This is a genomic window from Streptomyces acidicola, from assembly GCF_009377235.1.
Taxonomy (GTDB): Bacteria; Actinomycetota; Actinomycetes; order Streptomycetales; family Streptomycetaceae; genus Streptomyces; species Streptomyces acidicola.
On sequence record NZ_VMNX01000001.1, the window covers coordinates 175,853 to 188,083 of the forward strand.

Annotated in this window: 10 protein-coding genes; all 10 read left to right on the forward strand. The window is 68.1% G+C overall.

Annotation, left to right across the window (positions count from 1 at the left end):
• The first annotated feature begins 4 nt into the window (after positions 1-4).
• The 10 genes from FPZ41_RS01340 to FPZ41_RS01385 all read left to right on the forward strand — a co-directional run bounded on the left by FPZ41_RS01340 (position 5) and on the right by FPZ41_RS01385 (position 11,773).
• Positions 5-4,768, forward strand: a complete 4,764-nt coding sequence (locus FPZ41_RS01340) for a hypothetical protein (RefSeq protein ID WP_194235939.1) — start codon at positions 5-7, stop codon at positions 4,766-4,768.
• A 138-nt stretch (positions 4,769-4,906) separates the two neighbouring features.
• Positions 4,907-7,009, forward strand: coding sequence for a hypothetical protein (locus tag FPZ41_RS01345; protein ID WP_228022340.1), 2,103 nt, complete (start codon positions 4,907-4,909; stop codon positions 7,007-7,009).
• Between the two features lie 66 nt (positions 7,010-7,075).
• Positions 7,076-8,104, forward strand: coding sequence for a DUF5047 domain-containing protein (locus tag FPZ41_RS01350; RefSeq protein WP_322619695.1), 1,029 nt, complete (start codon positions 7,076-7,078; stop codon positions 8,102-8,104).
• Complete coding sequence (locus tag FPZ41_RS01355; protein ID WP_152858026.1) at positions 8,101-8,820, forward strand: hypothetical protein; 720 nt, start codon at positions 8,101-8,103, stop codon at positions 8,818-8,820. Before FPZ41_RS01350 ends, FPZ41_RS01355 begins: the two co-directional genes overlap by 4 nt.
• Positions 8,821-9,030: a hypothetical protein gene (locus FPZ41_RS01360; RefSeq protein ID WP_152858029.1), complete on the forward strand. Its 210-nt coding sequence runs from the start codon at positions 8,821-8,823 to the stop codon at positions 9,028-9,030.
• A complete protein-coding gene (locus tag FPZ41_RS01365) occupies positions 9,030-9,641 on the forward strand; it encodes a hypothetical protein (RefSeq protein WP_152858031.1) in 612 nt (203 codons plus the stop codon). The genes FPZ41_RS01360 and FPZ41_RS01365 overlap by 1 nt, the downstream gene beginning before the upstream one ends.
• 9 nt (positions 9,642-9,650) lie before the next feature.
• On the forward strand, positions 9,651-10,082 hold the full coding sequence (locus FPZ41_RS01370) for a hypothetical protein (protein ID WP_152858033.1): 432 nt from the start codon (positions 9,651-9,653) through the stop codon (positions 10,080-10,082).
• Between the two features lie 14 nt (positions 10,083-10,096).
• On the forward strand, positions 10,097-11,017 hold the full coding sequence (locus tag FPZ41_RS01375; RefSeq protein ID WP_152858035.1) for an N-acetylmuramoyl-L-alanine amidase: 921 nt from the start codon (positions 10,097-10,099) through the stop codon (positions 11,015-11,017).
• Between the two features lie 27 nt (positions 11,018-11,044).
• On the forward strand, positions 11,045-11,407 hold the full coding sequence (locus tag FPZ41_RS01380; RefSeq protein WP_152858037.1) for a hypothetical protein: 363 nt from the start codon (positions 11,045-11,047) through the stop codon (positions 11,405-11,407).
• A gap of 12 nt (positions 11,408-11,419) precedes the next feature.
• Complete coding sequence (locus tag FPZ41_RS01385) at positions 11,420-11,773, forward strand: hypothetical protein (protein ID WP_152858039.1); 354 nt, start codon at positions 11,420-11,422, stop codon at positions 11,771-11,773.
• Positions 11,774-12,231 lie beyond the last annotated feature (458 nt).

Here is a 12,231-nt window from a genome sequence, read left to right on the forward strand (position 1 = left end):
CCCAGTGCCCGCGATCTCTGTCGGATCCGTCGAGGTTGATGTCCTCCCCAACGCCCAGGGGATTCAGGGACGGCTCCGTGCAGCGCTGGTCCCGCCTGCGTCGCAGATCGGCGACGAGGTCGGCCGCATCATCGGCCGGCAGATCGCCGCGCACATGACGCCAGCGATCCGGGACGGCATTCAGGACGGTGCACGTGCGGCCCGTCCGGCGGCGACGAGGCAGGGTGAGCAGACGGGTGGAGCGTTCGCCCGGTCGCTGCGTGCCCGCCTGGAGGCCGCGTTCCGCAGCATGCCGCGCCTGGATGTGCGCCTGTCGGACACGGGCGTCGATGCTGATCTGGCACGGCTGCGTGCCCGTCTGGAGACGCTGGCCGGGAAGACGATCGGCATCGACGTCGATGCGGCTACCGCACGGGCGGAGGCCGCGGACATTGAGGAGCGGCTGCGCCGTATCGGCGCCGCCCACCCGAACGTCGCGGTGCGCGCGGACACGGCGGCGGCGATCACTCAACTGCGCCTGCTGCAGCAGCAGATCGACGAGGTGTCCGGCGACCCGGCGCGGATTCGGGTGGAGACCGATGGCGGCTTGGGTGCTCGACTTCGGGCGGCGGTGCAGCAGGCTGAGGCATCCCTGCCGAACGTGAACATTGGCGCGGACACGACGCCTGCCCAAGCGGAGATCGCGAGCCTGCGCGCCCAGTTGACTGCGCTGCGGGATGCCCGGATCGGCATCGACGTTGACGCAGCAACCGCGCTATCCCGTATCCAGGACGTGCAGGCTCGGCTTGCCCGCCTGTCCACGCAGGATGCGGATGTCGCCGTGCGCGTGGACGCCGGCGCGGCGTCGGCGCAACTGGCCGCGTTCCAGGCACAGGTGAACCGGTTGGACGGGCAGACCGCCCGCGTGGACGTCGACACGAGCTCGGCCGTCTCCAGTTTCGGAGCCCTGGCGACGGCGGCTATCGCGTTCGGCCCGGCGATCATCCCGGCGCTGCCGGTGGTGGCTGCCGGCCTGGGGGCGATCGCGGCGGCGGCTACCGCGGCGGGCGCGGGCATTGGCTCGATCGCCCTGGTGGCAGCCCCCGCGTTCAAGGGGATCGCCTCTGCTCTGCAGGCGCAGAAGGCCGCCCAAGACGCGGCTACGAACGCGACCTACCAGGGCGGGCAGGCGTCGTCGCAGGGCGCGTCGAAGGCGCTGCAGATGGCGTCGGCGCAGCAGGCGCTGGCGACGGCGGAACGCAATGGTGCCCGGCAGATCGCCCAGGCTCAGGCCGCGGTCGGTCAGGCGAAAAGGGCCGCGGCGGATGCGGTGGCGCAGGCTGCGGTGCGGAATCAGCAGGCGGCTAGGCAGGTGCAGGACGCTGAGCGGTCCCTCGCGGACGCCCAGCGGGACGCGAAGCGCGCCCAGGAAGACCTGACTGCCGCGCGGAAGCAGGCTGAGCAGGAGCTGCTGGACCTGAACAACCAGCTGACGAACGCCCGTCTGTCACAGAGGGACGCGGAGATCGCGCTGAAGGAGGCGATGCTTCAGCGGGATGCCGTCCTGAAGAACGCGAACGCGACCGAGCTCGACAAGCAGAAGGCGCTGCTGCAGTACGACCAGGCGGTGCAGCGGCTCAAGGAGCAGCGCGAGGAAACGAAGCAGCTCACGACGGAGACCGCTAAGGCGAACAGGAAGGGCGTCGAGGGCTCCGACACTGTTCGAAACGCGCAGGACCGGGTGGCTCAGTCGCAGCGCGCGGTAGCCGACCAGGCACGCGCGCTCAAGGATGCGCAGGCTGAGGCCTCACGCACGCAGGTGGAGACCGCCCGGCAGGTTGCCGACGCGCAGGCCCGTGTCGGCGAGGCGACGGCGAACGTCGCGGTGGCCCAGCAGAGCGCGGCGGACGCGGTGGCGTCGGCTCAGCGGCAGATCCAGTCGGCGTCGATGTCGGCAGCTGGCGGCGTGGATCAGGCTGCGGTCGCCCAGGCCAAGTACCAGGCGGAGCTGGCGAAGTTGACGCCGTCGGCGCGGGAGACGTTTAACGCGTTCCTGAATCTGCGGTCGGCGTTCTCCGAGTGGTCGAAGTCGTTGCAGCCGCAGGTGATGCCGATCTTCACCCGTGCGCTGGACGGGATGCGGCGTGCCCTGCCTGGGTTGACGCCGTTCGTGAAGGAAGCGGCTGCCGCGATCGGCGACCTGCAGGACCGTGCGAGCCGTGGCTTCAAGTCACCCTGGTGGCAGACCTTCAAGGCCGACCTGTCGGGCTCGGTAGGCCCTGCGCTCGTCGGTCTCGGTGTGGCGTTCGGCAACGTCTTCAAGGGCATGGGCGGAGTCATCCAGGCATTCCTGCCGCACATGGACTCGATCTCTTCCCGCATGCAGACGATCACAGCCCGGTTTGCGACGTGGGGCGCCGGCCTGAAGGGGTCTCCGCAGTTTGAGCGGTTCCTGGCCTACTCGGCTGAGCAGGCCCCGATCCTCAGCGAGATGCTCGGCAACCTGTTCAGGGCGTTCTTCGATCTGGGTGTGGCTCTGGCACCGCTGGGTGGCACGGCGACTTCGTTCATTAACGCCCTGGCGACGGGCATCAGCGCGATTCCGACAGACCTGTTGACGACGGTAGGTGTGGCGTTCGCGTCGATCGCGATCGGAGCCAAGTTGGCGGCCGTCGCCATGGGGATTTGGCGGGCGGCGCAGACAGTGGCGACGGTCGCAACAGCGCTCCTGACGGGGCAGACGCTGGCGTTGAACGCGGCGATGAGGGCCAACTTGATCGGCATCATCATCACCGCCATCGCCGCGCTGGTGGTGGCCATCATCTACGCGTGGCAGCACTGGGACGGCTTCCGCAATGTGGTCCTCGCGGTGTGGAACGCCATCAAGATTGCGGCCTTGTTCGTCTGGAACTCCGTGCTCAAGCCGGTGTTCACCGCGATCTGGACGGGCTTGCAGACGATCGGCCGGTGGGCTTCGTGGCTGTGGACCAATGTGCTCTCGCCGGTGTTCGGGTTCATCGCGACAGCGGCGAAGATTCTGATGACGGCCGTGGTGACCATCGCGCTCGTGCCGATCATCGCCACGTTCAAGATCCTCGCAGCTACTGGCGAGTGGCTGTGGAACACGGTGCTGGGACCGGCGTTCCGGGGGATCGGCGCTGTCGCGTCCTGGTTGTACAGCAACGCGATCAAGCCCGCCTTCAATGCCATCGCAGTTCTGGCTGTGTGGCTGTGGAACAACGGGATCAAGCCGTACTTCCAGTACATTCGCGGTGGCGTGTCTGCGGTCGGTGCCATCATGGGCTGGCTGTACCAGAAGGCTGTTAAGCCTGCCTGGGAGGGCATCAAGAGCGCGATTGCCTTCGTGTGGGATAGGGGTATCCAGCCCATCTTCGGCGCGTTGAAGTCGGCCGTTGCCCGGGTGGCGGACTCCTTCGAGTTCGCCCGCAAGGCCATCAAGATCGCGTGGGACAAGCTGAAGAAGATCGCCCGCGAACCGGTCCAGTTCATCGTCGACACCGTCTACAACGGCGGTATCCGCGGCGTGTGGAACAAGGTCGCGAAGGCATTCGGCGCGCCCACGTTGCCTGCGTTCAAGTTCGCGTCCGGTGGCATCATGCCTGGCTACACGCCGGGTCGCGACGTGCACCGGTTCGTCTCGCCAACAGGCGGCAGGCTCGACCTGTCTGGCGGCGAGGCCATCATGCGGCCCGAGTTCACGCGCGCCGTGGGCGCCGGGTTCGTCGGCAGCATGAACGCCATCGCCAAGTCGCGCGGCGCGCAGGGCGTGAAGGCTGCGTTGGCGCCGGTGTTCGGCGGCAACCCCGTCACGTCGACCGACCGGTCGCTGAAGTACGCGTCCGGTGGTGTGCACCAGCAGTTCGCCGACGGCGGGATCTGGGGCTGGGTTAAGTCGGCCGCCGGCGGTGCGGGCTCGGCTGTGTGGAACGGCATCAAGGAGGGCGCGAAATGGCTGTCCGACACCGTTGAGGGATCGCTCAGAGCGGGCGTGAAGAGCGTCGTCGACCCGCTTCTGAAGAACTTCCCCGGGATGGACACCGCGCTCGGGCAGATGCTGCGCCGCATCCCGACGAAGATCCTGGACACCCTGTTCGGGTACGGCAAGGAAGCCGACAAGCGCGGGGCGGCAGGAATCGGCGGGCCGCGGATCCAGGCAGCGCTGAAGTGGGCGAAGTCCCAGAACGGCAAGCCCTACCAATGGGCGGGCAATGGCAACCCGAGCTGGGACTGTTCCGGGTTCATGTCGGCGATCGAGTCCGTCATCCGAGGCCAGAAGCCGCACCGCCGCTGGGCGACGATGGCCTTCCATGGGCAGACCGCGCCTCCAGGGTGGGTGAAGAACGGCAACAGTGCCTTCCGTGTCGGGATCACGAACGCTGGTGTCGGTCACACCGCCGGAACTCTCGGCAAGACCAACGTCGAGAGCCGCGGCGGTGACGGTGTCGTCGTGGGCAAGCGCGCCCGCGGCTACAACGACCGCCTGTTCACGTCGTGGTACGGGTTCATGCCCGGCAAGTACGACAGCGGTGGCTACCTCCAGCCGGGCTTGAATCTCGCCTACAACGGGACGGGCCGGCCCGAGCCGGTGTTCACCACGTCGCAGGCCAACGCGCTCACCACGATGGCGAGCCGCGGCGCCGGACCCGCTCGGTTCGAGGGCGACCTGTTCCTCGACTCCGGGGAGTTCCTGGGCAGGGTTCGCGGTGAGGCGACAGCGGTGATGCAAGAGGGCCAGCAGCAGCTCATCGGAGTACTCAACGCGAGCTGAGGAGGTGCCCCAGTGGCGATTCCCGGGAACTTTCTCAGCCCGACGACGGAGTCCATCGACCCGAACACCTCAGGGTGGACGCCCAAGCTGAACTGCACTATCAGCAAGGGAATCGGCGGCCGAAACGGCGACGGATGCTTGGCCGTTCGATCCTCGGCGGCGGGCGAGATGCAGGTCCGCACTGTCTCCTCGTATGTCGTGTCGGCGGGCACCACCTACCAGGTGTTCGCCGACTCGGCGGGCGTCGTGCCCGAGCGGATCGGAATCCGGTGGCTCAACGCCAGCGGTACGGAGATCAGCATCACGTGGTCGCTGACCACGCTCGGATCATCATCGGCATGGCATCGAGTCGGGGTAGCCGGCGCCGCGCCAGCAGGGGCGGCGAATGCGCAAGTGCTGTTGTCGTCGACGGAAACCGCCGTGGCCGTCTACCACTTCTGGGAGAACGTCTACCTTGGGCTGCCGATCAGGGTGCTTGGCAACCTGTTGCCGTTCGGCACCGAAAGCAGCGAGGTGGACGCCTCCGGGTGGACGGCCGTCGTCAACGCCACCGTGACTCGACAGGTGCCGGTGGTGGGCTGGGCCGTCGACAACTACACGGCAGGCGGGCACACCCTGGCGATGACAGCGGTCGCCGCAGGCAACGCGAGCGTCCTGGCCGTCGACCGCCCCGCAGTCACACCAGGGGTCGAGTATCTGGCATTGGCCTACCTGCAGCCGCCCGTGATCGCCTCGGCCGCATGGATTGAGCTCCGGTTCTACGATGCGGCTGACAACCAGGTCGGAGCCGCCCGGTCCACTCTGGCGGCGCCGGGCACCGGCATGTACCGGCAGCGGGCTTCTGCCGTCGCACCATCCAATGCGGCCACCTGCTCGGTCGCCGCAGGTCTGGACGGGGCGAGCGCGGGACAGATCCTGCGCCTGGAGACCGTCGTCATCACCGTGGCGCCCGAGCTGCAGGCCGGCACGCTGGTGCCGTATGCAGACGGCAGCTTCGAGCAGGGCATCGCCGGATGGACGACCGCTTCCGGGGCGGCCGTGCTGTCCCGCACCACACCGTGGGGTGCAGTTGCCTACTACGGCGCCTACGCCCTCACCATCGCCTCCGCGACGGCGACGGCTAGCACCATCAGATCCGCCCGGTTTCCCCTTGGGGACGGCGCAGGCCTGAACCATCGGGCCGCGCTCTACGCCCACGTCGGCGCGGGCTCCTGGTCTAGCCTGTTGCTGAGAGTGCGCTGGTACGACGCCGCCAACACGGATCTCGGAGCCTCGGTGGGCACGTCGTACCCAGTGCCGGCGGGCAGCTGGCTGTTGATGACGTCGGACGCGGTCGCGCCGACGACCGCCACGCAGGCCGCCGTCGAGTTCGTTGCCACGGTGTCGTCGACGAGCAGCGTCCTGCACGTGGATGCGGTCGCGTTGTGGCAGGTGCTGCCGTTGACAGCGGTTGAGGCGGTCGACGCAGGCGGCTACGTCGAGGTGACCCTGCGGGAGTTGACCGTCGGCTACGAGCTGTCCGTGTACAGGGAGCTGCCTGACGGATCCCGGCAGCTGGTGCGCGGCCCGTCGGGGCTCATAGGCCACCAGGCCATCGCATCCGACCTGATGCTCATCGAGGACCATGAGGCGCCACTGAACACGTCGATCCGCTACGTGATCGAGCAGTGGCCGCCGGGCTCGCTGTCGTCGGCGACCCGCACCAGCGACTACGTCACCCTCAGTCTCGCCGACATCAACGAGGCGTGGCTGAAGGACCCTGGCAACCCGCAACGGAATCTGAAGGTGCTGGTACAGACGGCTCCGGAGTGGTCACGGCCGATCGAGCAGGCCGTCCACCGGGTGCGCGGACGCCGCAATGCCGTGGTTCTGTCCGGGGTGCGTGGAGGCCTAGAGGGCGATCTGGCGATCTGGACCCGCACGGACGAGGAACGGCGGGCCCTGCACCTTCTACTTGACTCCGGCAACGTGTTGCTGTGGCAGGCCGCGCCGGGCATGGGTGTCGACGACATGTATGTCAACGTCGCTGCCGTCTCTGAGGCGCGGATCGGAACGCTCGCGCAGGACGTGTGGCGGGCGTGGACGCTGCCACTCATCGAAGCAGACATGCCTGTGACGACCGGCGTCAATGGGGCTGCGGGCCGCACCTGGCAGGACGTCCTCACCGAGTTCGACACCTGCGCCGACGTGCTGGCCACCTACGCGACGTGTGAGGATCTGCTGCTCGACCGGCGGGGGTGATCGGTGTATCCCGTCTCCGACCGGTTCTTGGCCCGGCTAGCCGAATCACATCAGGTCGCCACCAGGGTGCAGCTGTTCCTCACCGATGGCCGGGTGCTGGATGTCGACCACACGGGCGGGTCAGTGTCGGTGGACCGCAGCAACGCGATCCGCCGCTCCTGCACGGTCACCTGCCCCGACCCGGCACTCATCCCACGCACGCCCACCGACCAGCTCGCCACCTACGGCGCCCGGCTGCGCATCAGCCGCGGAGTCCAGTATGGCGACGGTGCCTCAGAGCTGGTGCCGCTGGGCGTGTTCCGGCTCGACTCCGTTGACGGAAGCATCAGCGAAGGACCCGTGAACCTGCAGGGCAAGGGCCTGGAAGCATGCGTCGCTGACGACAAATTCACCGAAGCGTACACGGCAACCGGCACCGTGGTCGGCGCTGTCGCGGCCCTCATCCAGCGCACCCTCCCGGACGCCGATGTGGTGTCCACGATCACCGACGCCCCTATCGGTTCCCGCACGTTCGACATCGAGGCGGATCCGTGGGCCGGCGCGCAGGAGATCGCCGCCGCGGCAGGCGCCGAGGTGTACGCGAACGCGGACGGCGTGTTCGTCATCGCCACCCTGCCTGACCTGCTGTCCGCAACGCCCGTGTGGGCTGTCGAAGCCACCGAGGGCGGCGTCTACATCAGCGGCAACCGGGCCATGAAAAGCGACGGCGTCTACAACGGCGTCCTCGCCCGCGGAGAGAACACGGCAGACAACGCACCGCCCGTCTCTGCGCTCATCGTCGACAGCGACACCGGCTCCCCGACCTACTGGGGCGGACCGTTCGGCAGGCGCCCGAAGTTCATCTCGTCGTCGACACTGACCACGGTCAACGCCTGCGCGCAGGCCGCATCACTGGAACTCGCCCAGGCGAAAGCTCCCAACTCATCCGGGGACTTCAGCAGCATGCCCAACCCGGCGCTGGAGCCCGGCGACGTCATCCGGGTCACGCACCCGGACGGCACCCGCGAACTTCACCAGGTCGCCTCGTTCAGCGTCCCGTTGGACGAGGGAGGCGAGTTCCCCATCACGACGATCTCCGCGAAGGAGGACGCGTGAAGACGAGCCACGCCAGCACCCGCGACCTCGCCGCAGCGCTCAAGCAGTCGGCGCAGAAGACGGGCGAGCAGTCGCCGTCCGTGCGGGGCGCGGACTGGAGGCTCGCCACCGTCACCGCCATCGGGGCAGGCACCGTCACCGCGGACAGCATCGTCTGCCGCCGCCTGGAGACCTACCGCAACCCAGTCGTAGGCGACGTCATCGTCATCACCCAGTCCAGCAGCGGCAACTGGCTCGCCGCTGGCCGCACTGCCGTCGACTCCGACGGGCTCGGCACCGTCCTGTACAGGCGGAAGGCCGCCGACACCGGGCCGCGGACCAGCGCGACACCGTCCGTTGACCCGCACCTCGCTGTCACTCTCGCCGCGAACGCTACATACACGCTCGAAGCGTTCGCGAAGTGGAGCTCGGACACCAACACGTCCGACATGAACTGGGGCTGGAACGTCCCCACCGACGCTGCCGGATCGTGGGTCTGCTACGCCGACGCCACCTCCATGACCGCCGTCCCTTCGACGGTCCGCAACATCGACACCGCGATCGGCTCGCCCCGCTCCTATGGCGCTATCGCGCCCGTCACAGGGCACGCCATGCGCGGCATCATCCGCACCACCACGGGCGGCGTCTTCTCCGCGAACTGGTCCTCCCAGACCGCAGGCGGCTCCGGCGTGACCGTCTATACCGACTCCTGGATCCGACTCGAAAGGGTGGAGTGAATGGCGCTCGGCTACCCCTACACATCCATCACCGGCGACTCGGAGGAAGGGCAGGTGGAGGTGCAGATCGCTGTCCTCGACGAGTACCACCTTGCCGACGAGCAGGCCATTCTCCGCGCCGTGCGTGAGTCCCTGGCCGCGCAGCCGAGCGTCACGGGCATTGAGGCGAGGCGGATCGAGATCACCACCACGAAGCTTCCGGAGGACTGATGCCCACGACCGACACCTACGGGCAGAACATCAGCCTCGCCGCCCTCACTGACGCCCCCGACGTACCGAGAGCCATTGCCGACTTGGCCGCCGGCGTGATTCCGCGCGGCACCTTGCGGTACGCGTCCGCCTCGGCGCGTGGCGCGACGCTTACGTCGCCCGTCGACGGCATGCTCACCTACCTGCAGGACGTGCAACGTCTCGACGCCCGTATCAACGGCGCCTGGGTCGCCTTGTCCGTCGGCACATCGTCGTGGACGACGATCGGCCTCAGCTCACCGTTCACGCAGAACGGCAACAGCAACGGCACGCTGCAGTACCGGCTATTGAACATCGCAGGCGAGGAGTCCCTGCAGTTCCGTGGGGCGATCGGCCGATCCTCGTGGCCGACGACACCGGCCGGCTCCTACGTCATCAACAACACGGCCCTGCCGTCCGGGGTCCGCCCGCAGACCCTGCGCACCGTCCTCATACCGTGCTCGGACGTCAGCAGCGACCGCATCGCACTGAAGCTCGACGTGCAGACCGACGGCTACCTGCAGGTCTTCGGCACCGGATCCACCGTGAAGCCGCCGTGGATCGGCTTCAACGGCGTGACCGTCAGCCTGTAGGAGGCGCTCGTGGCCACCGTGTGCAAGCTGTACCGCGGTGAGAAGCCGCAGATCATCCCGCCGAACACGTGGACGCTCGTCACCTACGAGAAGACCATCAGCAACGACCGCAAGATGATGCGCGGTCTAGCGCTGATCATGCCCCCGTTCGACGGCGACTTCCTCTGGGCCCGCAACCTCCGCTGGGCCTCCATCAGCCTCCCCGACGGCGACACCCGGCCGCGGCAGATCATGTCCCGCTTCATCCGCGACCCGCACGGCATCCGCGACTACACAGGCGCCGATGACCGTCTCGCCACCCCCGGCCGGTCGTGGCAAACCGTCATGTGGCCCTTCGCGGGCCAGGCCGGGCAGCCCGTCGGGGTTGAGGTGTGGCACGACCACCACGAGGGCTGGCCGCTTGAGCACGCCCAGTTCGTCGGCACGACCAGCGACTACTAGAAAGGGCCCGCGCCATGGCCACACCAGCATCCGCGTCCAAGTTCGCTCAGATCCTCAGAGACGAGGGCCTCACCGTTGTGGAGGTGGGGAAGTGGGAGGCTCACAACCGCAACAGCAAGGGCCCGTGGGGGCCCGTCAACGGGGTGATGATCCACCACACCGTCACCTCCGGCACCGACCGTTCGGTGCAGATCTGCCACGACGGCTACTCCGGACTCCCCGGCCCGCTCTGCCACGGCGTCATCGACAAGCAGGGCGTTGTCCACCTCGTCGGCTACGGCCGCGCCAACCACGCCGGACTGGGCGACCCCGACGTCCTGCAGGCCGTCATCGAGGAGAAGGTGCTGCCCGCCGACAACGAGGCCAGCGTCGACGGCAACCGTCACTTCTACGGCTTCGAGTGCATCAACCTCGGCGACGGCAAGGACCCCTGGCCCGAGGCCCAGTTGGAGTCGATCGAGCGCGTTTCCGCCGCGATCTGTCGCCACCACGGGTGGACTGCCCGCTCCGTCATCGGTCACCTGGAATGGCAGCCAGGCAAGGTCGACCCGCGCGGCTTCACGATGGCGTCCATGCGGGACCGTATCGACGCACGCCTGGGCAAGCCCACGACCATACCGACCCCCGCGCCCGCTCCGAAACCGGCTAAGCCGACCGTGGATCTGTCCAAGCTTGTGACCGCCGCCCGGTCCAACCCGGCTGCGTCCGGCACCCCGGTCACCTACTCCGGCGTGCGCACCGTCGAGGCCGCACTGGTGGACGCCGGGCTGCTCGCCAAGAAGTACAGCGACGGCCACTACGGCACCGCCACGGTCGACGCCTACGCCAAGTGGCAGCGCCGCCTCGGCTACACCGGCCGGGACGCCGACGGCATCCCCGGCAAGACCAGCCTCACCAAGCTCGGCGCGAAGCACGGCTTCAACGTCGTCGCCTGACTCATCCAGCAGAAACGAGACTGCACCATGAAGATCTTCGGCCGTGAACCGGCTCTCATCATCTCCGTCATCAGCGCCAGCCTCAGCCTGCTGGTGACGTTCCAGTTCGGCCTGTCCGCGGAGCAGGCAGGCGCGATCGTCGCCGTCACCTCTGCCGTGTTCGCCGCAGCCACCGCAACCATCACGCGCCCGATCGCGCCCAGCGCGTTCACGGGTCTCGTCGCCGCGGTCGTCGCACTGCTCGCCGCCTACGGATTCAACGTCACCCCCGAGACCGTCGGCGCCCTCAATGCCGTCGTCCTCGCCGTACTCGGACTGCTCACCCGCGGCCAGGTCTCCCCAACTGTCCCGACGACACCCGCCACCGCCGAACCCTCGCAGGGCGCCTGAGCGGAGCAACCGATGGCCGACGAGCAGCTGTCCAACGGCGAACTCGGCCGGCAGATCGGAGCACTACAGCAACTGATCTCCACACGCTTCGCGGAGCTGAACAGCCGCCTCGACAAGGTCGTCTCCCTGGACGTCTACACGATCCAATCGACCCATGTCGACCAGCGGCTCGCTCAACTCCAAGCCGACCTCCAGTCGTGCCGGGAGGCCACCGGGAAACTGGAGGATGACCTAGAGCAGTACCAGCTCTCCGAGCGAGACCGACGCGAAGCCGAACGGCAGCGCCGCCTCTACCAAGCCGTCATCCCCATCCTGATCGCCCTGCTCGCAGCAGTGATCTCAGTCTGGGCGGCGGTGGCAACATGAGGGCTCGGAAGAGGCGCAGGCGGATCCCGTTCTGCAAGCCGCGCGCCGAGTGGCTCGTCGCCGCCACAGGACTCCTCGTCGCCCTCTTCCTGTGCTGGCTGGCCATCCAAGTGATGACCCTGGCTGCGGACCTGAGGCACGCCAACCAGGCTCGCGACCTGCTGGCCAGCCAGGTACAACGACTTGGCGCAACCCCCGTTGCTGGGCCACCAGGAAGCCGGGGAGAACCCGGCAGGAGTGTGACAGGACCGCAAGGACCCAAGGGCGAACCAGGACCATCGGGCTCACCTGGGCCAACCGGCCCTCCGGGCAAGAACGGGACGGACGGAACGGACGGAGTCGGGACGGCGGGGCAGCCCGGCATAGTTGGCGCCACCGGACCTTCAGGCCCGCAGGGCGTCCAAGGTGAGACCGGGGCGACCGGCCCGCAGGGGGCCGCGGGCAAGGATGGGAAGGAC

Bases quoted from the DNA above. Each gene is read 5' to 3' on its own strand.
- FPZ41_RS01360 (WP_152858029.1), top strand. From the start codon at position 8,821: ATGGCGCTCGGCTACCCCTACACATCCATCACCGGCGACTCGGAGGAA.
- FPZ41_RS01365 (WP_152858031.1), top strand. From the start codon at position 9,030: ATGCCCACGACCGACACCTACGGGCAGAACATCAGCCTCGCCGCCCTC.
- FPZ41_RS01375 (WP_152858035.1), top strand. From the start codon at position 10,097: ATGGCCACACCAGCATCCGCGTCCAAGTTCGCTCAGATCCTCAGAGAC.
- FPZ41_RS01380 (WP_152858037.1), top strand. From the start codon at position 11,045: ATGAAGATCTTCGGCCGTGAACCGGCTCTCATCATCTCCGTCATCAGC.
- FPZ41_RS01385 (WP_152858039.1), top strand. From the start codon at position 11,420: ATGGCCGACGAGCAGCTGTCCAACGGCGAACTCGGCCGGCAGATCGGA.